21 protein-coding genes and 1 pseudogene are annotated in these 21,859 nt (G+C 68.9%); 7 read left to right on the forward strand and 15 right to left on the reverse strand.

Features of this window, described 5'->3' with window-relative positions; translation table 11 throughout:
• Positions 1 to 34: 34 nt before the first annotated feature.
• The 3 genes from ACEXHE_RS09445 to ACEXHE_RS09455 are packed head-to-tail and all read right to left on the reverse strand — an operon-like array spanning position 35 to position 1,161.
• The gene (locus ACEXHE_RS09445) at positions 35 to 583 is read right to left on the reverse strand and encodes a hypothetical protein (RefSeq protein WP_374785611.1); all 549 of its coding nucleotides are present in this window, start codon (positions 581 to 583) and stop codon (positions 35 to 37) included.
• Positions 583 to 963 (reverse strand): hypothetical protein, encoded by a 381-nt coding sequence (locus tag ACEXHE_RS09450; RefSeq protein ID WP_374785612.1) that lies wholly within the window; start codon positions 961 to 963, stop codon positions 583 to 585. The genes ACEXHE_RS09445 and ACEXHE_RS09450 overlap by 1 nt, the downstream gene beginning before the upstream one ends.
• A gap of 27 nt (positions 964 to 990) precedes the next feature.
• Complete coding sequence (locus tag ACEXHE_RS09455) at positions 991 to 1,161, reverse strand: hypothetical protein (protein ID WP_260062764.1); 171 nt, start codon at positions 1,159 to 1,161, stop codon at positions 991 to 993.
• A 201-nt stretch (positions 1,162 to 1,362) separates the two neighbouring features.
• Here ACEXHE_RS09455 and ACEXHE_RS09460 point away from each other — a divergent pair, with 201 nt between their 5' ends.
• Together ACEXHE_RS09460 and ACEXHE_RS09465 are read left to right on the forward strand one after the other, a co-directional pair.
• Positions 1,363 to 1,782 (forward strand): phage holin family protein, encoded by a 420-nt coding sequence (locus ACEXHE_RS09460; RefSeq protein WP_091695478.1) that lies wholly within the window; start codon positions 1,363 to 1,365, stop codon positions 1,780 to 1,782.
• Between the two features lie 15 nt (positions 1,783 to 1,797).
• Complete coding sequence (locus ACEXHE_RS09465; RefSeq protein WP_374785613.1) at positions 1,798 to 2,373, forward strand: DUF421 domain-containing protein; 576 nt, start codon at positions 1,798 to 1,800, stop codon at positions 2,371 to 2,373.
• Positions 2,374 to 2,376: 3 nt separating this feature from the next.
• Here ACEXHE_RS09465 and ACEXHE_RS09470 read toward each other — a convergent pair whose 3' ends face one another.
• The 3 genes from ACEXHE_RS09470 to ACEXHE_RS09480 all read right to left on the reverse strand — a co-directional run bounded on the left by ACEXHE_RS09470 (position 2,377) and on the right by ACEXHE_RS09480 (position 6,267).
• Entirely contained in the window at positions 2,377 to 4,176 is a 1,800-nt protein-coding gene (locus tag ACEXHE_RS09470; protein ID WP_374785614.1) for an HNH endonuclease signature motif containing protein, read from the reverse strand.
• Between the two features lie 68 nt (positions 4,177 to 4,244).
• Positions 4,245 to 5,801: a hypothetical protein gene (locus ACEXHE_RS09475; RefSeq protein ID WP_374785615.1), complete on the reverse strand. Its 1,557-nt coding sequence runs from the start codon at positions 5,799 to 5,801 to the stop codon at positions 4,245 to 4,247.
• Between the two features lies 1 nt (position 5,802).
• Positions 5,803 to 6,267: a hypothetical protein gene (locus tag ACEXHE_RS09480; RefSeq protein ID WP_374785616.1), complete on the reverse strand. Its 465-nt coding sequence runs from the start codon at positions 6,265 to 6,267 to the stop codon at positions 5,803 to 5,805.
• A gap of 130 nt (positions 6,268 to 6,397) precedes the next feature.
• On the opposite strand from ACEXHE_RS09480, the gene ACEXHE_RS09485 reads away from it, so the two are divergent.
• Complete coding sequence (locus tag ACEXHE_RS09485; protein WP_374785617.1) at positions 6,398 to 7,501, forward strand: AlkA N-terminal domain-containing protein; 1,104 nt, start codon at positions 6,398 to 6,400, stop codon at positions 7,499 to 7,501.
• The gene (locus tag ACEXHE_RS09490; RefSeq protein WP_374785618.1) at positions 7,498 to 8,172 is read left to right on the forward strand and encodes a flavin reductase family protein; all 675 of its coding nucleotides are present in this window, start codon (positions 7,498 to 7,500) and stop codon (positions 8,170 to 8,172) included. The genes ACEXHE_RS09485 and ACEXHE_RS09490 overlap by 4 nt, the downstream gene beginning before the upstream one ends.
• A 35-nt stretch (positions 8,173 to 8,207) precedes the next feature.
• On the opposite strand, the gene ACEXHE_RS09495 is transcribed toward ACEXHE_RS09490, so the two are convergent.
• The 6 genes from ACEXHE_RS09495 to ACEXHE_RS09520 all read right to left on the reverse strand — a co-directional run bounded on the left by ACEXHE_RS09495 (position 8,208) and on the right by ACEXHE_RS09520 (position 16,027).
• A complete protein-coding gene (locus ACEXHE_RS09495) occupies positions 8,208 to 9,659 on the reverse strand; it encodes a cation-translocating P-type ATPase (RefSeq protein ID WP_374785619.1) in 1,452 nt (483 codons plus the stop codon).
• Positions 9,617 to 10,978, reverse strand: coding sequence for a cation-translocating P-type ATPase (locus ACEXHE_RS09500; protein WP_374785620.1), 1,362 nt, complete (start codon positions 10,976 to 10,978; stop codon positions 9,617 to 9,619). The genes ACEXHE_RS09495 and ACEXHE_RS09500 overlap by 43 nt, the downstream gene beginning before the upstream one ends.
• A 279-nt stretch (positions 10,979 to 11,257) precedes the next feature.
• A complete protein-coding gene (locus ACEXHE_RS09505) occupies positions 11,258 to 12,685 on the reverse strand; it encodes an aldehyde dehydrogenase family protein (protein ID WP_260062282.1) in 1,428 nt (475 codons plus the stop codon).
• A 64-nt stretch (positions 12,686 to 12,749) separates the two neighbouring features.
• Complete coding sequence (locus tag ACEXHE_RS09510; RefSeq protein WP_374785621.1) at positions 12,750 to 14,231, reverse strand: APC family permease; 1,482 nt, start codon at positions 14,229 to 14,231, stop codon at positions 12,750 to 12,752.
• Positions 14,232 to 14,342: 111 nt separating this feature from the next.
• A complete protein-coding gene (locus ACEXHE_RS09515; protein WP_374785622.1) occupies positions 14,343 to 15,341 on the reverse strand; it encodes a helix-turn-helix domain-containing protein in 999 nt (332 codons plus the stop codon).
• Between the two features lie 95 nt (positions 15,342 to 15,436).
• Positions 15,437 to 16,027 (reverse strand): TetR/AcrR family transcriptional regulator, encoded by a 591-nt coding sequence (locus ACEXHE_RS09520; protein WP_277246578.1) that lies wholly within the window; start codon positions 16,025 to 16,027, stop codon positions 15,437 to 15,439.
• 188 nt (positions 16,028 to 16,215) lie between these two features.
• Between ACEXHE_RS09520 and ACEXHE_RS09525 the strand changes: the two genes are divergently transcribed.
• Both ACEXHE_RS09525 and ACEXHE_RS09530 read left to right on the forward strand, forming a co-directional pair.
• Complete coding sequence (locus ACEXHE_RS09525; protein WP_374785623.1) at positions 16,216 to 18,162, forward strand: primary-amine oxidase; 1,947 nt, start codon at positions 16,216 to 16,218, stop codon at positions 18,160 to 18,162.
• 14 nt (positions 18,163 to 18,176) lie between these two features.
• Positions 18,177 to 18,614 (forward strand): hypothetical protein, encoded by a 438-nt coding sequence (locus ACEXHE_RS09530; protein WP_374785624.1) that lies wholly within the window; start codon positions 18,177 to 18,179, stop codon positions 18,612 to 18,614.
• Positions 18,615 to 18,685: 71 nt separating this feature from the next.
• Here the strand turns inward: ACEXHE_RS09530 and ACEXHE_RS09535 are convergent, their stop codons facing one another.
• From ACEXHE_RS09535 to ACEXHE_RS09545, 3 genes and pseudogenes are all read right to left on the reverse strand, one after another.
• The gene (locus ACEXHE_RS09535; RefSeq protein ID WP_356967491.1) at positions 18,686 to 19,444 is read right to left on the reverse strand and encodes a hypothetical protein; all 759 of its coding nucleotides are present in this window, start codon (positions 19,442 to 19,444) and stop codon (positions 18,686 to 18,688) included.
• Complete coding sequence (locus ACEXHE_RS09540) at positions 19,434 to 19,727, reverse strand: hypothetical protein (RefSeq protein WP_356967618.1); 294 nt, start codon at positions 19,725 to 19,727, stop codon at positions 19,434 to 19,436. The genes ACEXHE_RS09535 and ACEXHE_RS09540 overlap by 11 nt, the downstream gene beginning before the upstream one ends.
• A 249-nt stretch (positions 19,728 to 19,976) precedes the next feature.
• Positions 19,977 to 20,111: pseudogene (locus ACEXHE_RS09545) on the reverse strand (helix-turn-helix domain-containing protein); the annotation flags it as partial.
• Between the two features lie 94 nt (positions 20,112 to 20,205).
• Here ACEXHE_RS09545 and ACEXHE_RS09550 point away from each other — a divergent pair.
• On the forward strand, positions 20,206 to 21,777 hold the full coding sequence (locus tag ACEXHE_RS09550) for a DUF1846 domain-containing protein (RefSeq protein WP_374785625.1): 1,572 nt from the start codon (positions 20,206 to 20,208) through the stop codon (positions 21,775 to 21,777).
• Positions 21,778 to 21,859: the final 82 nt, after the last annotated feature.

A 21,859-nucleotide genomic window follows, 5' to 3' on the forward strand; every position in this document is an offset into this window, starting at 1 on the left:
CGTCCCAGCCCCCGGCCTGACTTCGCCTGTCGGTTCATGGCCCGCTCTCCCCCTGCGTGCCGGGACCCTGATGGAGGACCTGATGGACGTCGTCGGGAAAGTCCACACGTGGCCGGGCTGCGGCTCCCTCCCGGATCAGCTGCGCGAGCAGCTGCAGCGCCGCTTCCAGTCGCTCCTCGATCCCGTGCGCGCCAGCTCTCCGGGGCGGCGCCGCATGACCGGTTCGACTCCTCGGTGCGACCCGGTCCAGCTCCAAGGTGTCCTGCACGATCGTGGTCAGGACAGGCCTCGCTGGGGGCAATGCGCGCGCGTGAGGTGCGCCCAGGGCCAGGGCAAGCGCCTCGATGACCTGCCGCAGGCGCAGCGCCGGATCTGCTCCTGCAGAGGCATACCAGCGATGATCGGCCCGGTGAGCGGTGACCGCGCGGACCCTGCGCCGCTGGAGCAGGCGCGAGATCACGGCGACCGCGACCAGCAGAAGCACGACGCCGGCCAGGGGAATCCACCGCCCCTGGGTCAGTGATGCCCAGACGCCGCGGTCCGGTGGGGTGGTCTCCTCGACCGCCGTGGTGACGAGCTGCATCAATCCGTCGGGAGCAGTTCGTCTGCCCGAAGGTCACGTCCTGCCTGCTCGATCCGCTGCGCTGACCCCTCCTCCTTCCATCCGACTCCCTCGCCCACCTCCAGGACCGTCTGCGCCTGCTGCTCGGGTGTGGACGGGAGCGTCACGGTCAGGACGATCCACCCGGGGTCCAGACGCGGGCGGCGTTCGGTGTCCGGGGCCAGGCGTTCCAGCAGCATGCCGGTCCGGCGTTCGGTGATCATCGCGTGGGCGGTGGCCTCTGCGAATGTGCGGATCTGATGGGCGGTGTCGGCCTCGTCGGCACTGTCCACGATGAGCATGAGCCGCCGGCCATCCAGGGGCAGCTGACGGGTGACGGTGATGATCCGACGCTGGTCCACGACAGGACGGAGTCGATGCAGGACCGCCTAGTCGATGCTCTCGGTCACGATGCCGACCGCAGGGATCACCCGACCGTCCTGGGCGATCCAGTCACCGGAGACGTAGTCCTCATCCAGGACCGCCGGTGGCGGCTCCGTCCCGGGGACAGGCGGTTCGGTGTTCGTGGGGTAGACCGGCTCTGGGGCCTGCTCGAACACGGTCCGAGCACCTGGAACTGGCGAAGGCTGGGCATGAGCAAGACCGGCAGGGAGGCTTCCCGCGATCAGCAGGGTGCACACGGCGAAGAATCGGGCGCAGGCCACGCATTTCGTCCGCCCGTGCCGGCCCATGGATCGTCCCCTCGGTCCTGTCAGAATCCTGCACCACTCTAACCAGGCCTCGCGTGGGACGATGGATGCATGATCGGTCTGCTGATACGCGTCATCATCAACGCCGCCGCGCTCTGGGTCGCCACCCTGCTGTTGCCGGGCATGGAGGTCTCGTCCGCTTCGGCCGCGGCCGCGACGGGCAATGCGGACGTCGGCCAGATCCTGGCCTTCCTGGCGATCGGACTGGTGTTCGGCGCCGTCAATGCCGTGGTGAAGCCGATCATTTCGCTGCTCTCGCTGCCGCTGACCTGTCTGACGCTCGGCCTGTTCACGATCATCATCAACGCGATCATGCTGATGCTGACCGTGTGGCTGACCTCGTTCCTGCCCGTCAGCCTGACCATCGACTCGTTCTTCTGGACGGCGGTGTTGGCGGCGATCATCGTCTCCCTGGTCTCGATGTTGGCCAACGGCTTGGTGGGCACCGTCCGCAAGCCCAGCACCCGCTGACCCCTGACGGTGGACATGGACTGGACGGCAGTGGGCGAGCGGCTCGGCCTGAACCTGGAACAGGGTGTGGCTGTGGTGATCTCAGCCGTGGGCATCTACCTGGTGTTCCTGCTCCTGGTGCGACTGTTCGGCCAGCGTGTGCTCAGCGGGCTGGGCACCTTCGACATCGTGGTGACGGTGATGCTCGGTGCGGTGGCTGGCCGGGTGATCCTGGGCCACCCGCCGACGCTGGCCGCCGGCGCGCTGGGCCTGTTCACCCTCTTCCTGTTGGAGGCGGCCTTCGGTCACATTCGCGGCACCCTGCGCGGTGCGCGACTGCTGACCTCGGAACCGGTGGTGCTCATGATCGGCGAACGGGAGCTGCCCGAGGCCATGCGCCGCACCCACGTCACCGATCTGGAGCTGCACACGGCGCTGCGCCGTGCGGGCATCCGGAACCGGTCTGAGGTGGCCTGCGTGATCATGGAGCCGACCGGCGCCCTGAGCGTGCTCCGCCGAGGCATCGCGATCGATCCCAACCTGCTCCGCGGTGTCCGTCATGCCGATCTCGTTCCTCAGGAACTCGTCCAGGGCGACCTCGAGCGTCCCTGAATCTCACCATGGTGGTTCTGGGTGGTCGGCCCAGTACTGGTTGCGGGTCAGCTCCGGCTCAGCACCGGTCCTCGAGCTGGCCTGCCTGGACCGGGCGGTGGGGCTGGTGTCTTCGAACCAGGGGATCCCGTGGCGCATGTGGATCCGATACTCGTCATGGTGCACCGCCTGGTGGTGGTGCTCGCACAACAGCACCCCGTTCTCCACCGTGGTGGGACCGCCATGCTCATAGTGCTGAACATGATGGACCTGACAGTAGGTGGCCGGCTGCCCACACCCCGGAGCAGCACACCCCCGGTCCCGGGCGATGATCGCCCGCCGCAACGGGGCCGGGAACAGCCTCCGAGCCGGCCCGGCATCCACGATCTGCCCCTGAGCCCCCAACACCACCGGCAGGATCTTGGCATCACAAGCCCACGCCCGGATCACCCTGGGGTCAATCGGACCAGAGAACCCCGCCGTGGAGACCAAAGACCCCCGTAAGTCCACCCCACCGGACGGTGGCTTCACCGGCGGCTCATACCCGGGCTCCCCTGGCCGGAGCAGCTCCGTCGGGATTTCAGGTTGTGGTGGCGGGTCCGGGTGGTCCAAGAGTCTGCCGGCCAGGGTGTCGTAGTCGATCACCGCCATCACCTGCGGGGCATACCCACCCGTATCCGGCAACCCCGAATCCCTCACGCGCAGCGCCGCGCTCAGGGCGGTGATCACCGCATCGACCTGACGACGATTCCGCTCCTCACCCCGCTCCACCCACGGAGCCACACCAGCACAGAACACCTCGTCCTCAGTGGCCCGGTCCTGTTCTTCTGCGCCCTGCGTGGCCTGATCAAACAAGGTCAAGAGATCTGGCGACAGCCCACCGTCCTGACCAGAAGGCCCACCACCAGCGCCCTGCTGGTTCTTCCGCGCCCGCGGATTGGCACCAGCTGAGGCCACGGTCTTGAAGATCTCATGCTGGGCCTGGGTCAAGAACAAGTGCCACAGGAACAGTCCGCCCTCCTCCCGCACAAACCGGGCAGCACGACCCTGGTCCACCACCCCAGCCGGTGGCTCACCAGTGGTGCGCTCCAACGCGTCCTTGAACCTCACCAGCCAGCGCTTGCACACCTGGACCATCACCCCCGGACACTCCCGACGCGCCCGACCCATCAACTCCACCTCACCCGCAGCCACCTGCTGCTCCACCCAAGATCTCGACACCCGCGCCGTGGCCGCCGCCCGGCGGGCCTGGCCCAGGGTCCGAGTGATCACATCCACCACAGAAGGGTCCACCGCACCCGACCACAACGCACCAGACACCTCAGGAAGCGAACCACCAGCCTCTGGACTATCCGAGGAGACCGTCAGGTGTTGGGCCGCCCGGTTCTCCCGCTCCCGGGTCTGCCGGGCCGGCGTGTGATGGGTCTTCTCCACGAAATCAGCCGAAGACCTAAACCCCGTCTTGCCCTGGGGCAGCCCCAACCACCGATGCCGGGCCTGAGGATCCTCAAACACCCGGGCCGTATGCCCCGCCACCGCCGTCGCCGCACCCTCCACCACCCGCACCAGAGCAGCCACCTGCTCCTGCACCACCGGCAACGTGACCGAACCCGCAGAAGCCACCTCAGACGGGACCTGTGCCTCAGAGACCACCGGAGCCAACGACTCCACGAAATCCGGTCGAACCAGACGCGCCGTCAGTGAACGAGTCACCCGCCCCGCCAGCACCAGAAGCTCCTTCAAGCCCAGAACACCAGGATCGACGCTCACGTTCAGCGGCGGCATAGCCGCAGCCTCATCCACCACCACTGCCACGACCACCACCTCCTCCAGCCGACCTCACGAGAACCCGTTCTCCTCGTACAGATATTCGAACACATAGCCCAGACACGTTAAGGAGCGGACCTCCCCCGTCCAGGCACGTCGAGGTCGCGCACCAGGCTCGGGCGGAACGCGCTCTCGCCCGGCACCTCACGGCGCACCGTGGCAGGACGGGGCTTCGACTGCTCCAACGGGTGCTTCGGCTCGGGCCGTGGCTCCCGCTTGAGCTGATAGGTGTGCACCACCGCTGACCCCTTCGTCAGTAGGGAGAACCGTTCCAACGTCGGTGCCAGGGCCGTCTCCTGCTCGCTTCCGTCCAGATCACGGGTGTGCCGCAGGTAGTTGTCGAGCTCATGTTGGGCACCCATGCCCTCGCCCTCGGCCGGTCCCCCGCCGTGGAAGGTCACCGTGGTCCGCCGCGGTCCCCAGTGGATCGGCCGTCCGCCGGCGGCCGCCACGAAGTCCTCGCCGTCGGCCAGGTTGAGTGCCTCCACGGTGTCCGGCAAGGGCATCTCCTCCACCGGTCCGCCCGTGGTCTGCACCGCCTCCACGCGGTACCGCTGGTTCACCCGGGGGTCGTTGGCCACGCGCATGGCGTGCATGGCACCTTGGCTATACCCCGTGAACACCACCGAATCCCCCGGCTGAGCGCCGGACTGCCGCAGCGCCTCGTCCACTCCCACGGCCACATGCTGCGAGTCGAACACCGCCGCCTCGGCGATCCCGCCTCCGTCGAACGGATTGGTGAACTCCTTCTCCGAGCCGAGCCAGTTCTGCGTCCCCGGCACGGTCACCACGAACACCCGCTCCGGTGCGCCCGGCGTCTGGGTGGTCACCTGTGCCACCTGGATCTCTCCCGGCCCCACGTCCTGTCCGCGCTTCTGCAGCTCCATCAGGTCCACCAGGCTGCCGTCCAGATCCACGCGCGCCTCCCCGGTCCGACCCGCCACCCGCACGGGTCCCAACTGCACCACCCCGGTCTTCGATCCCACCCAGTGCAACGCCGGATAGAGCACCTCAGCGGCCGAGAGCGGCCCAGTCCGACCCTCGTCCCGGTACTGCACCGCATGTGCCGAGGAGACCACCGTGAACGCGCTCCCGAGTCCACCCACGGCTCCGTTCAGCCCCAGGGCGATCAGCTCCGGCATGGCGTTGAACACCAGGCTGTTGACCGGCTGGGGCACCTCCTGTCCTGCGGCCATCAGGGTCCCTGCCGTGATCAGTGCCGGCAGGCCCAGCAGCTTCGTCATCGCCGCGTCCGCCCGCGCCTCGGCCTCCCGGTACGCTGCCGCCGAGCGGTGCACCGCCTCCCGCATCACAGCCGCCTCAGCTCCCAGGGCCGCCAGGCCTCCCGCCAGCTGAGCCGTCCGCCCCGCCACCACGGATGCCAACGACGAGTGGCTCGCGGCCAGGCTCATCAGCCCACCGCTCGCCCCGGCCCGCACGGACAGCCCCAGGGCCAGCTCCCCCTGGGCGCCCAGCACCGTGGTTCCCCGTTCCAGCTCGATGATGTTCGCGTGGATGGAGGTGGGCCCACCTTGGATCTGCACGCGCGCGGGCAGCGGCCCCGAATACCCCGACGACGGGCGGCCGAGTGCAGTCCACGCGTCGCCGTCCAGCATGGGCATCTCAGCACACCCCGCCGCTGAGCACGGTGACGGCGGTCGCCTTGGCCACGGCGATGTTCTGCCGTGTCTGGTCGATCCGGTGCTGCAGCTCGTCGATCGCAGCGCGCGAGGTCAGCACCAGCTCCTCAGCCACCTCGGCCAGCTCACCGGCGCGCAGCCGCATCCGACCGGTGCGCTCGACGAAGGCCTCCCCCGCCGGGGACCGCCAGTCGATCGTCAGCAGCTGCCCCACGGACTCCCCCATCTGCCGGGTCCCGGCGGCCACGCCACGCAGCTCCTCCGCCACCTGGTGCAGCTGGGCCACCGCCGCCTCGAGCACACGCAGCACGGACTCCTCCGGGGCGATCAGCTGGGCCACCCCGTGTGCGGTGTCGCAGAACCGATCCACGGGCAGTGCTGAGGGGACCATCTCGCCCAACCCCACGGACGGCCCTCCGGGCGCCAGATCCCACGGTCTCGTCGTCACGGTGTCCTCCCTGGTCGAACAGCATCCATCTCGCTGTCCACCACGCTAGGAACCCTGATTCCGGAGTGGAGTGACAGCCTCCCCGGTTGGGGACCCGGCGCCGTGATCGGTCTGCTGTGCAGGAGAGGACGTGAGCTGCCACCCTGCCCAGACCGCCTGGTTCACTGAGCAGATGCCCGCGCGCACGCCCCTCACCGTCGACCTCTCAGCCCCGCACCCCTACGACGCCCCGGGGATCTTCTCCTTCCTGGCCGCCCGTGCGATCGCCGGAGTGGAGTCCACTGACCTGACCGATCCCTGCCGTCTGGTCTACGCGCGCACCCTCGCCCTGCCCCACGGAACCGGATCCGTGGAGGTGACGGCCCGTCGTCGGGGTGGAGGTGGTGCCGGCAGGGGCGGCCGGGCCGCACCGTGGACCCTGACCGCGCGGGTCTCCGCCGCCCCAGAGGACGTGGAGGAGGCGGCGCGTCGGCTCCGGCGGCTGTTCGACCTGGACACGGACCCCCACGTCGTCGACTCGGCGCTCAGCTCCGATCCACATCTCACCCCGTCCGTCCGCGCGCACCCCGGTCTGCGCGTGCCCGGCGCGGCAGACGCGCAGGAGCTCATCATCCGCGCGCTGGTGGGCCGGCAGATCTCCGTGGCCGCGGCGCGCACGCACCTCTCCCGTCTGGCAGCGCGGCTGGGTTCACCCTGTGACTCGCCCTTCGCGGGGCTGAGCAGGACCTTCCCGACGCCGGCCCGGCTGGCGCAGCTTCCTCCCTCGCCAGGGCGCGGTGAGAGTCTGGACCCCGACCGTCCGCTGCGCCTGCCGCGCGCGGGTGTCGAGGCGGTCCGCGGGGTGGCGAAAGCCCTGGCGGACGGGACGCTGGACGTGGACACGGGCTCAACCGAGCACAGGGGCGCAGCCGAGACCCGGGACGCCGCAGCCCTCCGCACCCGGCTCCTGGAACTGCCCGGCATCGGCCCCTGGACCGCCGGGTACATCAGCATGCGCGTGGCCAGGGATCCGGATGCGTGGTTGCCCGGGGACGTCGCCCTGGTGGCCGGTGCTCGTGCACTCGGGATCCTCCCGGCGGCGCAGGGCCGGGCCACCGCACGGGAGCACCGGGCGCTGGCCGATCACGCGGAGAGGTGGTCCCCGTGGCGGTCGTACGCGGTGCTGCACCTCTGGCGCGCAGCGGGTCCCCCCGGAGCCGCACCGGGCACACCGCCTGCCAGACTGGAGCCATGAGCGAGCACTCCGAGGCCCCCGCGCGCGATTCCCACCAGCCCGAACCCCAGCACCAGAACCCCGCACCCCACCGCACCGAGTTCGATCCCGCCGAGCTGGGCGACGCCGAGACCACCCTGTTGGTGAAGTCGATCCTCATCCCCCGGCCCATCGCCTGGGTGGGCACCCTCAGCGCGGACGGCACCCCGAACCTGGCCCCGCACTCGTTCTTCACCGTGGCGTCCGGTCAGCCGCCGATCGTGCTCTTCGGCTCCACGGGACGCAAGGACTCGCTGCGCAACATCGAGGCCACCGGCGAGTTCAGCATCTCCCTGGTTCCCCACCGCCTGGCCGATCAGGCCAATCAGACCTCAGCCCCCTACCCGGGCGAGGTGAATGAGTTCTCGGCGGCCGTCGTCGGGAAGGAGGACTCGGTGACCATTCGCCCACCGCGCGTGACGGACTCGCCGGCCGTGCTGGAGTGCACCCTGCACGAGGTGATCCCCGTGGGAGACAGCTTCCTGGTGCTCGGTCAGGTCAGGCACGTCAGCGTGGACACCGCTGTGCTGACCACGGACGCGCGCGGCCGCACCCTGCCGGACGCCCGCGCGCTGGATCCCATGGCCCGGCTCGGACGCAACGAGTGGGCCCGGTTGGGCGCGATCATCGCGCTGGAGCGGCCTCAGGCCTGACCTTCCCCGCGCCCCCGACCCCCCGCAACTGGAGGTCAGTGATCACCCGCATGAGCCGGATTCAGGCCGCGTGCGGGTGATGACTGACCTGCAGATTCCCCGGCCCGACGACGGCGCAGCAGCTTCTCCAGCTCCACCACTCCCAGCACGGTCGCCCCGATGACCACGCACAGTGCCCAGTCGCCCAGGGTGAGCGGGGACAGGCCCATGATCCCGGCGGTGACGGACCAGTTCATCACGGCCCAGTGGAGGATGAGTGCGGCGATGCTGGAGGCGATCAGCAGGGGGTTGCTGAAGGGGTTGATGCCGAACACCGAGCGCCGTTCGGTCCGCGCGTTCATCACGTTGAAGAAGTTGAAGAGCACCATGGTGGTCAGCGCGAACGTGCGGGCGTGGTCGAGCTCGTACCCGGCGGCCAGGGAGAACCGGTAGACGAGCAGGGTGCCCACGGCCATCCACACGCCGGTCAGGGCAGTGCGGATCCACATGGTGCGGTTGAGCACTCCCTCGGAGGCGTCGCGCGGGCGTTGGGTGAGTTCGTCCCCCTCGCCCTTCTCGAACGCGAGGGCCACGTCCTGCAGCCCGCTGGTGACGATGTTGGTCCACAGCAGCATGACGGGCAGGAAGATCAGCGGCAGCTCAGTGAACATGTTCGCGGCCACGGCCACCAGGAACGCGGTGGCGTTGGCGAGCAGGAAGAAGCTGGCCTTGCGGATGGAGGAGAAAGTGACGCGTCCCTGTTCCACGGCGTCCACGATGGTCACGAAGTTGTCGTCCGTGAGCACCACGTCCGCGGACTCGCGGGCCACATCGGTGCCGGAGCGGCCCATGGCCACGCCGATCGAGGCTGCCTTCAGGGCGGGGGCATCATTCACGCCGTCCCCGGTCACGGCCACGGTCTCGCCCTGGGCGCGCAGCAGATCCACCACGCGCAGCTTGTTCTGCGGGGTCATCCGGGCGGCGATCGAGACGGTGCGCAAGCGCTCGGTGAGGGCGGCGTCGTCCAGCTCATCCACCTCGCGTCCGGTCAGCGGCGGTGTGTCCGGACCGGAGTCCAGCCCCAGCCGGGCGCCGATCGAGGCGGCGGTGACCGGGTGGTCGCCGGTGATCATCATGACGCGGATGCCGGCGCGCTGGCAGTCCGCCACGGCCTCCGGCACTCCGGGGCGCGGCGGATCGGCCATGCCCTCCAGGCCCAGCAGGATCAGCGACTCGGGCTCGGGCAGCTCCTCCGGCAGGTCGGCCCCGTCCGGGATGCGCCGGCACGCCGTGGCCAGCACGCGCAGTCCGTCTTCGGCCATCTGCTCGTTGGCCGCGGCGATCTCCTCGTGCGCCTGCCCGTCCAGCGGCTCCACGCCGCCGGGACCGGCCCAGCGGTCGCAGAACCGGAGCACCCGCTCCGGCGCACCCTTGACGTAGAGGACGCGGTCGCCGTCCGGCTCGGTCACCACGGACTGGGAGAACTGCAGGTGCGGCTCATAGGGCATGTCCCGCTCGCGCGCGGTCTCCAGGTCCTCTGGGCCAGCACCCCGGCGCGCAGGGCGAGAGCGGCCATGGCCACATCCACCGCGTCGCCCTGGAGGGCGTCGGCCGGATCGGCCTGCGCCGCATCACGCCCGCCAGCGTCCCCGCCACCAGCACCGCCAGCACCAGCGGCACCCGCCAGTCGTGCCTCATTCGTGCGCGCACCGGCCCGGGCCACCGCGCACTCCAGCTCGCTCAGCTCGGACCGGTCCGGCCCGTCAGTGAGGTCCCGGAACCCGGCGGCGCTCCAGATCCGCTCCACGGTCAGCCGGTTCTGGGTCAGCGTGCCGGTCTTGTCCGAGCCGATCACTGTGGTGGAGCCCAGCGTCTCCACACTGGGCAGCCGCCGGACCACGGCGTTGCGCGCGGCCATGCGGGAGACGCCCACACCCATGGCCACGGTCAGCACGATCGGCAGGGCCTCCGGCATGGAGGACACGATCAGCGCCACCGCGGTGCGGAACAGCTCGGAGGCCGGCGTGCCGGAAGCCAGCCCGATCACGAACAGCACCGCCGCGACCCCCAGGATCACCACGGCGATGGTCTTCTCCATGCGGTGGGTGAGGATCTGCAGCGGGGTCTGAGTGGCCTCGGTCTGGACCAGCTCGTTGATCTCTCCGAGCTCGGAGTGCCGCCCGGTGGCAGTGGTGACGCCGGCCGCCCGCCCGGTCACCACCAGGGTCCCGGAGTAGACCATGGAGTGCCGCTCGGCCATGGGGGTGTCCGCGTCCACGGGGTCCACGGACTTGTCCACGGCCAGCACCTCGCCGGTCAGCATGGACTCGTCCACGCGCAGCCCGGAGGTCTCCAGCAGCCGCAGGTCGGCGGGCACCCGGTCGCCGGACTCGAGCAGCACCACGTCCCCGGGCACCACGCTCGCGGCATCCACCGTCTGCGTGGTCCTATCCCGGCGCACCCGCGCGGTGGGACTGGACAGCGAGCGCAGAGCCTGCACATCCGAGGCGGCCTTGCGCTCCTGCCAGAACCCGATCACGGCGTTGAGGATCAGCGCGAGCAGGATGGCGCCGGTGTCGATCCACTCCTGCATCAGGGTGGTCACCACGGCGGCGATCAGCAGGAAGATGATCATGGGGCTGGCGAACTGCCGCAGCAGAGTCAGCCACCACGGATCCGGCTTGGCGACCTCGAGCTCGTTGCGACCATGCTCCTCCAACCGCGCGGCGTGCGCGGCGGAGTCCAACCCGTCGGCGGTGGCCTCCAGGTGGTGGAGGACCTCGTCAGAGGGCAGTGCGTGCGGGGGCAGTTCCGTGATCGGGGGCATCAGCTCAGCTTCCGGTGGGGTGCCCCTCCACCCTATCGAGTGCCCCGGACACGCTCCCCGCCTGTACCCCCACCTGCATCCCCGCCTGCAACGAAAGGTCAGAAATCCACCTCATAGCCCCGAATCCGGGGTCTTGCCAGTGATAACTGACCCGCAGTTGCCAAAGGGGGGACATCACGACGACGGCCACCCGCCGTCCCTGTGTCAGGGCACCTGAGGTGCCCCTTGGCTGAGAGGTGGGTGGCCGTCGTCGGGACGGTGCTCTTCTGATCCTGCTGACTACCGGGAGATGACCTTGGGCAGGGCCATCTGCTTGAGCCCCTCCACGCCGAACTCGAGGCCGAAGCCGGACTGCTTCACGCCGCCGAAGGGCACGCGGGGGTCGATGGCGCCGTGCTTGTTGATCCACGTGGTGCCGGCCTGCAGACGTGCGGCCACCTCGGCGGCGGCGTCCAGGTCCGTGCCCCACACGGAGGAGCCCAGCCCGACCTCGAGCCCGTTGGCCCACTCGATCGCCTGGTCCAGGTCGGTGTACCGGATGATCGGCAGCGCGGGCCCGAACTGCTCCTCGGCCACCAGCGGGTTGTCGTTGTCCAGGTCGGCCACGAGTGTGGTGGGGTAGAAGTATCCGTCCTGGTCAGGGTCCGGATCGCCGCCCACCAGCACGCGCCCGCCACCGTCCTTCGCGGCGCGCACCAGCCGGTCCACGATCTCCCACTGCGCCTTGTTCTGCAGCGGTCCGAGCACGTTCTCCTCCTCCAGCCCCACACCCATCGGCATCTTCTGGGCGACCTCCACCAGCGCCTCGCACACGGCGTCGTACAGCGAGTCCGGAACGTAGAGGCGCTTGAGCGCGGCGCAGGTCTGACCGGTGTTGATGAACGCACCCCAGAACAGTCCCTCGGCCAGCGCCTTCGGGTCCGCATCCTCGAGCACGATCCCGGCGTCATTCCCGCCCAGCTCCAGGGTCAGGCGCTTCAGGTCGTCCGCGGCGGAGCGCATGATCGCCTTGCCGGTCTCCACGGATCCAGTGAAGGTGACCTTGTCGATCCCGTCATGGGAGGTGATGGCCCGGCCGAGCTCACCGTCTCCGGCCAGGACCTGCAGCACGCCCTCCGGCAGGACCTGGTTCATCACGTGGGCCAGGCCCAGCACGGACAGCGGGGTGTACTCGGAGGGCTTGAGCACCACGGTGTTGCCCATGCGCAGCGCCGGGGCGATCTGCCAGATGGAGATCATCATCGGCCAGTTCCAGGGGCCGATGGCACCCACCACCCCGATCGGCGTCCAGTGCAGCTCGGCGTGCCCGGACTCGTCATCCACCAGCACCTCCGGCTCCACGGGGAAGGCGGCGTTCGCCCGGGTCCACGCCGAGCATCCGCCCACCTCGAACCGCGCGTTCGGACCGTTCAGCGGCTTGCCCTGCTCGCGGGAGAGCAGTTCGGCCAGGGTCTCGGCGTTGGCCTCGATCGCATCCGCGGCCCGGTTCAGGTGCTCGGAACGCTCGGCGTGCGAGAGCTTGGCCCACTCCTTCTGCGCGGCGCGCGCCTTCTCCACGGCGGCGTCCAGGTCCGCGGTGGAGGCCTGCGGCGCCCTCCCGACGACGGCCCCGGTGGCAGGGTCCTTCAGCTCGGCTCCCTGCCCCTCGGGTGCTGAGATGGCGGCGAGCAGCTCCTCGTAGGTCAGTGTGGTCTGGTTCTGGGTCATGGTGCTCTCCTTCGAGCTCGGGGGATTCGGTTCTGAGGTCAGGGTGTCAGAGGGGCCGGACGGGTTAGCCCAGCTCGCCGCCGGTGGCGATCCCGGCGTAGGTCTGCGGTCGGTTGGACTTCAGCCACAGCGCCCAGGCGGTGCCGATCGCTCCGGGGGCCAGCACGAGCACGGGGAGCAGCCAGCTCAGCACGCTCTCGCCCTCGGCGCCGATCAGCACGGAGAAGTTCAGGATGATCATCACGAACAGCACGATCAGGCCGATCGCGGCCAGCCCCGGGGCGATCAGCCGGGTCCACACGGAGTACTCGTGCTCGAAGCGGCGCAGGTAGCCCACCACCGCCAGGGAGGTCAGTGCCATCAGCAGCACCAGCCCGAACGCGCCCATGTTGGTCAGCCACGTGAACAGGGTGACCACGGGGAACAGCGGATCGTCAGACCCGGCACCGGAGATCGCGAAGACGATCAGCACGATCAGTGCCAGACCGGACTGGGCCAGGGAACCGGCCACCGGGGCACCGGTCCGCGCGGAGGTGCGGGCCAACCAGTGCGGGACCACGCGCTCGCGCCCCAGGGCGAAGAAGTAGCGGGCCACGATGTTGTGGAAGGCGAGCAGGGCGGCGATCAGGCTGGTCATGAACATGATGTTCGCCAGGTCCATGAACCAGGCCGGGCCGCGCTCTGCCAGGAAGACGAACATCAGGTCCGGACCGTTTTCCTGGGAGGCGGCCACCACGTTCGAGGGCCCCTCGGTCATGGTCATCGCCCAGGCGGAGAACGCGTAGAACACCGCGATCAGGATGATGGCGGTCACGGTGGCCCGGCCGGCGGTCCGCTTCGGGTCCTTGACCTCCTCGTTGTAGATGGCCCCGGACTCGAACCCCATGAACGCGGCGATCGAGAACACCAGGGCCGCGCCCACACCGGCGGCGAAGAGCTGGTCCGGCAGCAGGCCGTCCGCGGAGATGCCCTCCGGGGCGGCACTGAGGCCCATCAGGTCGTAGACGAGCACGATCACGAACTCCAGCGCCACGATCACCCCGAGCACCTTGGCCGAGAGGTCCACGCGGTTCACGCCCAGCACGCCCACCAGCACCCAGGCGATCAGCGCGCAGGCCCACCACGGGACGGACAGCCCGAACTGGCCCTCCAGGAAGGAGGAGAGGACGAAGCCGAACATGCCGGCGATGCCGATCTGCATGGCGTTGTAGGCCACGAGTGCCACGAGCGAGGCACCCACACCGGCCGGCTTGCCCAGACCCTTGGCGATGTAGGCGAAGAACGCACCGGCGTTGTGCACGTGCTGGGACATGGCGGCGTAGCCGATGGAGAACAGCAGCAGCACCACGCCCAGCACCAGGAAGGACAGTGGGATGCCCAACAGGCCGGTCACGGCGAAGTTGCTGGGGACGCCGCCGGCCACCACGGTCAGCGGGGCGGAGGCGGCGATGATCATGAAGACCAGCGAGGGGACGCCGATCCGCCGTGCGCCGAGCTGATCGGCGGTGGTGGCGGACGCGTGCTGCGGGGAGGAGACGGTGGTCATGGTGTTCACCTCAGGGAGATGCGGATGTGTGCTCAGCACCCTGCCCCACAGGGGAGGGATCGGATTGACCGGCGGGGCAGAGCAGTTGACGGTCCGTGCAGGCTCCTCTCCTCAGCTGCCGAGCACCAGGCGCCGGTACCGTGCCGGCGAGTCGCCGAACCGGTCGCGGAAAGCCCGGGAGAAGTGCGCGGGGTCGGTGAATCCCCAGCGGGACCCGACCACGGCCACAGGTCGCTGCGCGTGGGCGGGATCGGCCAGTTCGGCCCGGCACCGCTCGAGCCGGCGGTCCCTGATCAGAGCGCCCACGGTGGTCTCGGTGGTGGCGAAGAGCTGGTGCAGGCTGCGCACGGAGATGAAGTGCGCGCGGGCGATCCGTGCCGGGTCCAGGTCCGGTTCGGCCAGGTGCTGCTCCACATAGCGCACGACGTCGGCCCGCGTCCGTTCCCGGTCCGCCTCACGGGAGGCGTGTGGTCCCGGAGCGGAGGGCAGCTGAGGTGCGGCTGCCTCAGCGCGGGCACCCAGGGAGTCGGTCACCACGGTGCCGAGCAGGTCGACGGCGTGGTGGACCAGCCGGGCGCCGACGGTCTCGTCCACACCGGGCAGCACCCGGCGGGCGTTGTCCAGGTAGCCGCCCATCATCCCGCCCATGCCGTGCAGGGTGCCGAGATCGGTGGCGGTGAGCTGGCCGATCTGCTCCATCTGGTCGGCCGGCAGCTCCAGCTGCTCGTGGGGAAACATCAGCACATAGCAGGAGAAGGAGCGGTCGAAGGTGAGGGTGTACGGGCGGGAGGTGTCGTACAGGGCCATGCGGCCTGGTTCGAGCACCACCTCTCGACCGTCCTGAATGAGCAATCCGCGCCCGGCGAGCTGGAGGCTGAGCTTGAACAGGGAGTTGCCGCCGGCCTGGATCAGCCGCTCGGTGCGCTGGACGGTGTGCGGGGCGGCGCTCACGGTGGACAGGGCCAGGTCTCCGAGGTCGTACAGGTCCACCGAGCCGCGGAAGCCTCGCGGGCCCGGGCGGCCGACCGCCTCGGTCTCGAGGGGGACGAACGAGCCGGAGATGACCTCGGACCAGGAGTCGAAGTCGGGGGCGAGCGCATGCTGATGCATGACCACTCCTTCACACAGGGATGTCGTCCGCGGACAGCCTGTGGTCCGCATCACATTCTCCCACTGTAGACGCAAACCCCTGGGGCGTCATCGGGTCAGGCCCGCAGCAGATCCAGCAGCCCGTCCAGGTGCTCGCCCAGCCGATCGCCGTTGAAACTGACCGGGTCCACCACGGCTGTCACCTGGGAGCCGAACAGCTGCCCCAGCAGCAGTCCGGCCACCCGCGCGTGGTCCACCCCGTCCCGCAGCTCCCCGTCCGCCTGGGCCTGGTCCAGGGTGGACAGGATCCGCGAGCGCCAGCGGTCCAGCGCACCGGAGGCCAGGGCGGCCTCGTCAGGATCATGGGCGGCGCCGTTCCAGAAGGCGATCACCAGCCGGGCCTCGTCCACCAGGTCCGGACTGACCGGCAGCACCTCCAGGCACAGGGCCCGCAGCGCCTGCAGCCCGCGCCGACCCCGCAGCGCCTCTTCGATCCTCCGGTCGCTGCGTTCGAACACGTGCTGGTAGGTCGCTTCGAGCAGTTCGTCCTTGGTGGCGAAATAGGGCTTCAACGCACCGTTGGCGTAGCCAGCCTCATGGGCGATCTGCCGCATGGTCGCGCCGGACAGCCCCCGCCGGGCGATGATCCGCCAGGTGGTCTCCACCAGTTCCTGACGGCGCTGGTCGTGGTCCACGATCTTGGGCATCGCCCCTCCCCCCTGCGCTCACCTGCGGCCGGACACCCGGCCCTGGCCTCTCCCGCCATTCTGGCAGGAACCGCCATCGGCCACGTCTTGCCAGCCGGCCGTCGTCGTGCTTATTGTCTACACCTGTAGATATACATGTGCGCTGGATCACAGCACACCCCCTCCCCGCCCTCACGAAGGACCCCTCCATGACCACCTCTGCCTTCAGCCTGCAGTCTCCCGAGGAGATCTCCACCGTCCGCACCGTGCTCGAGCGGGAGGGGCTCTTCCCCGAGTCCGCCCGCATGGCCTACCTGGGGCTGGTGGAGCCGGCCCGCGGCACCCCCACGGACCAGCCCGTGGACCGCCGGTTCCGCGTGTTCCTGCTGGACGTGGACGGGGGACCGACCCGCGATGTGGTGGTCTCGGCCACCGATCAGAGGGTCGTCTCGAACACCGAACTGGACACCTCCCAGACCGGTGAGCTGCCCGTGCTGGAGGAGGAGTTCGAGGCGGTCGAGCGCATCCTCTCCACCCACCCGGACTGGCTGGCCGCCCTGGAGAAGCGCGGACTGGACGTCGAGCAGGTGCGCGTGGCACCGCTGTCTGCCGGCGTGTTCGAGTACCCCGAGGAGAAGGGCCGCCGGATCCTGCGCGGGCTGGCGTTCCTGCAGACCCATGAGCAGGACTCCGCCTGGGCCCACCCCATCGACGGCCTGGTGGCCTATGTGGACGTGACGAACAACAGCGTGGACCAGATCCTGGACCTGGAGGTCATGCCTGTCCCGCAGGAGCACGGCAACTACACCGATCCGGAGCTGACCGGCCCGCTGCGCACCAGCCAGAAGCCGATCTCCATCACCCAGCCGGAGGGACCCTCCTTCACCGTGACCGGCGGCAACCACGTGGAGTGGGAGCGCTGGAGCCTGGACGTGGGCTTCGACATGCGCGAGGGACTGGTCCTGCACAACATCTCCTTCCAGGACGGCGAGCGCACGCGCCGGATCCTGGACCGGGCCGCGATCGCGGAGATGGTGGTGCCCTACGGCGATCCCTCCCCGGTGCGGTCCTGGCAGAACTACTTCGACACCGGTGAGTACCTCGTGGGTCAGTGGGCGAACTCCCTGGAGCTGGGCTGCGACTGCTTGGGTGAGATCACCTACCTCTCCCCCACCGTGGCGACCGGACGCGGGGAGCCGCGAGAGATCACCAACGGCATCTGCATGCACGAGGAGGACTGGTCGATCCTCTCCAAGCACTCGGACCTGTGGAGCGGGATCGACTACACCCGCCGCAACCGCCGCCTGGTGATCTCCTTCTTCACCACGGTGGGCAACTACGACTACGGCTTCTACTGGTACCTCTACCTGGACGGCACCATCGAGTTCGAGGCCAAGGCCACCGGCGTGGTCTTCACCTCGGCTCTGCCGAACGGGCCCACAGACTTCGCCTCAGAGATGGCCCCGGGGCTGGGCGCACCGTTCCACCAGCACCTGTTCTCCGCACGGCTGGACTTCGCCCTGGACGGCGGACCGTGCCGGGTGGAGGAGGAGGACGCCGTGCGGCTGCCGATCTCGGACACCAATCCCCGCGGCAACGCCTTCACACGCAAGCGCACGGTGCTGTCCACGGAGCAGCAGGCCGTGCGTGATGCGGACATGTCTGTGGGCCGGACCTGGGTGGTCTCCAGCGCGGAGTCCACCAACCGTCTGGGCCAGCCGGTGGGCTACAAGCTGCATCCGGAGGGGCAGCCCACCCTGCTCGCAGCGGAGGGCTCGTCGATCTACAAGCGCGCGACGTTCGCCTCCAAGGCGCTGTGGGTCTCCCAGTATGAGGAGGACGAGCGCTACCCCACCGGCGACTTCCCCAACCAGCACGCCGGGGACGGTGGCCTGCCGGAGTGGATCGCCCAGGACCGGTCGGTGGACGGCGAGCAGATCGTGGTCTGGCACACCTTCGGGCTGACCCACTTCCCGCGGGTGGAGGACTGGCCGATCATGCCCGTGGACCACGTGGGCTTCCGCCTGCGCCCGGAGGGCTTCTTCGACCGCTCGCCTGTGCTGGACGTTCCCGCACCGAAGCCCGGTCACTGCGCCCCGGCAGGCGGCGCACCGACTGAGACAGGCCCAGGGCACGACGGCGGCTCCTGCCACTGAGTGCCCACCTCACCATGAGTGCACCCTCGCGGACCTGGGCGGCCCGGTCAGCGGCCACCCTGGCACTGGCCGCGGTCCCCCTACACGTGGCCATGTTCGCCATGGGACACCACGATCCGGTCATCACCACGCTGATGGTGGTGATGACCGGGTGGTGTGCGCTGTGCGCGCTGCATGTGTGGCGCTCCGGGCGGAGGTTCCATCGTCCGCCGGTGATGCACCTGTGGGCGATGGCCGTCACCATGGCCGTGCTGCACGGCGCGCTGCTGGCAGGACCGCCTGGACTGACGGGTGGACATCACGGGCACGGTGCTGCCGCCGGGCACGGTGAGGGCGGCTGGCTCATGGTGGGCATCATCGCCCTGGAGCTGACCGTCGCCGTCGTCTGCGCCGTGGCCCTGCGGCGCACTCCTCTCTCCACGGCACCTGCAGGTCAGTTATCACCCCCATAGCCCCCGAAATCGGGCGCTTGCGGGTGATAACTGACCTTGGGATGACAAGGGGCAGGGGAGGCTGACCGGGTCTACCTGTCCAGCAGGTCTTCCAGCGCGATGATCGCATCGCTCACATCGTCCCGGTTCAGTCCGGCACGGTCGCAGGCTCGTGGGTCATCAAGTCGCCTGATCAGTCGCCTCATGCGTCGAGAAGCCGTGCCGTGCAGCGGTGGCCCTGAGTTCTCGTCATCAAGGAGGAGGGCCAAGGTGACCGCGTCCATCAAATGCCGCTCTCTGTCACGCGAGTCAACCCGATACGCCTCACTCTTGAGGACCAGTGCACCGACGATGTCAGGTGTGGAGATGCGAGACATCCCTGTCTCATGAGTCACCTCAAAGACTTGAGTCCTAGACAGTGCGTTGGTCCCTCCGGGTGCTTCCACCGGCGTCGGAGGTCGCAGCCGGTCCAGCACCCGTGGTGCAACGTGGTCGGCCACCAGGAAATCGACCTGCGTCTCTCCAGCACCGTCCTTTCGCCGGAATCGATGCACTGGTTGACGTGAGTCGAGCCTGGGCACCGCTGTGTAGCCGAGTTTCCGCAGCCCTGATGTCAAGGCATTGAGACTCCCCTGGTTCTCGATCTCCACGTGAACCAGCGTGTCGATGTCCGTGGTGGCCCTGGTCGGCTCCATGTCGTTGACATAACAGTGCAGCTGGACCATCAGCCCGCCGATGAGAGACCAGTGCTGACTGCCGACCGTGTTCTCCAACTCGAAGACGGCGGGCCAGGGAAACGGCCAATGACCGCCGTCCACGGGGACGACTGGTCGACCGAAATCAGAGTTCATGGGTCAACCTCTCCAGCATGTCTCGACCACTGCTTCGCTCCCGGACATCCTCGGAATCCATCAGGTCCACGGCGACCACGGGCAGCGTCCCCAGAAGATGATCCACCTTCAGGCCGACCGGCAGAACCCGCACCGTCGCATTGCCTCCCGCATTCAACACGAGCCTGCACCGCCTGACGATGTCATCCAGCGGGCCACGGGTGTAGCCATCGACTCGCCGTGACTCGGCGCTTTGCACCAGACCGAACTGACGCGCCTCGTGATCATCTTCGAGGGAGCTCACGCCAGTGGGTGTCACCCTCTGGCGCAGGCGAGACGCACCTCTCTCACTGGCGTGAAACCGAAAGACCTCCGCTCGGTGGGCGGCCAGACGGTGGAGCCGCTCTGGGTCAAGGCTCCGCAGCCGCTGCTTGAGCCGGGACCTCCGAGGCTGATCCACCAAGTCCGTGTCCAGTCCGGTGAGCAGTTCAAGGGCCGCCCAGGCAGTGCGCGCAGACCACAGCCTGCCCGGGCTGCGGGACTGTCGCGCCACTCTCGCCACGTCAGCGGGATCGAAGACATGCGCACCGCCGATCCGCCTTGAAGACAGCACTCCACGCGCGGCAAGACGCCTGACTTCGCGCTCCGATACCTCGAGTCGCACTGCGACCTCTCCGGTGGTCAACATGCATCAATACTACCGAGCACGGACCTATTAGTACATGCTCGTCGTCGGGAATCTCACCCTCGGTGACCCACCCACCTGGACTACCGTGGTGGGGGTGAGCAGCCAGCCTTCCTCCCCCGCCGTCCAGACCCCCACTGACCCCGCCGCGGAGGCCGCGCCTCACCTCACGGGCCCAGCACGGCCGGTCGGGTTCGACCGGGAGCGGTACATCGAGCTGCAGTCGCGGCACATCCACGAGCGGCGTGAACAGATCGGCGGCAAGCTCTACCTGGAGATGGGCGGCAAGCTCTTCGATGACTTCCACGCCTCCCGCGTCCTGCCGGGGTTCACGCCGGACAACAAGATCGCCATGCTCGAGCGGCTCGCGGACGAGCTGGAGATCATGGTGTGCATCAACGCCAAGGACCTGGAGCGGCAGAAGGTGCGCGCGGACCTGGGCATCCCCTACGAGGAGGACGTGCTGCGCCTGGTGGATGTCTTCCGCGAGCGCGGGTTCCTGGTGGAGCACGTGGTGATGACCCAGTTGGAGGAGTCCAACCACGTGGCGCACGCGTTCGGGGAGCGGTTGACCCGGCTGGGCCTGAACGTCGCGCGGCACCGGGTGATCCCGGGATACCCGCAGGACACGGCGCGGATCGTCTCCGAGGAGGGCTTCGGGCAGAACGAGTACTCGGAGACCACGCGCGATCTGACCGTGGTGACGGCGCCGGGTCCGGGCTCGGGCAAGCTGGCCACCTGCCTCTCGCAGATCTATCACGACCACCAGCGCGGGGTGGCCTCCGGGTACGCCAAGTTCGAGACCTTCCCCATCTGGAACCTCCCCTTGGAGCACCCGGTCAACCTGGCGTATGAGGCGGCCACGGCGGACCTGGATGACGTGAACCTGATCGACCCGTTCCATCTGAGCGCGTACGGCGAGCAGGCCACCAACTACAACCGGGATGTGGAGGTCTTCCCGCTGCTCAAGGCCCTGCTGATCCAGCTCACCGGTTCCTCCCCGTATGAGTCCCCCACGGACATGGGCGTGAACCTGGTGGGACGGTGCATCGTGGACGACGAGGTCTGCCGGGACGCCTCCCGTCAGGAGATCATCCGCCGCTACTACAAGGCGCTCGTGGAGGAGCGGGAGTCCGAGCGGGACGCGGATGCCTCCGAACGCATCGCCATCGTGATGGCCAAGGCGGAATGCACGCCTGAGGATCGGGCCGTCGTCGGGCCTGCCGTGGCCGTGGAGGAGCGCACCGGTGAGCCGGGTTCGGCCATGGAGCTGGCAGACGGGCGGATCGTGACGGGCAAGACCACGGAGCTGCTGGGGTGTTCGGCGGCCATGGTGCTGAACGCGCTCAAGCAGCTGGCCGGGATCGACGATGACGTGCATCTGCTCTCACCCGAGTCGATCGAGCCGATCCAGACCCTGAAGACCCAGCACCTGGGTTCGCGCAATCCGCGGCTGCACACGGATGAGGTGCTGATCGCCCTGTCCGTCTCGGCTTCCACCAACGACGACGCCCGCCGCGCCCTCGGTCAGCTCGCCAACCTGCAGGGTTGCGACGTCCACACCACCACGATCCTGGGTCCGGTGGACGAGGGCATCTTCCGTTCGCTGGGGGTCCTGGTCACCTCCGAGCCGCGGTACCAGCGCAAGGCGCTGTACCGGAAGAAGTAGGCGCCGCCCTCACTTCGCATCTGGAGGTCAGTTATCACTCTCATCGGCTGCTTTTCGGGCTCATGCGCGTGATAACTGACCT

This window comes from Micrococcus sp. IITD107 (genome assembly GCF_041927415.1).
Lineage (GTDB): Bacteria > Actinomycetota > Actinomycetes > Actinomycetales > Micrococcaceae > Citricoccus > Citricoccus terreus.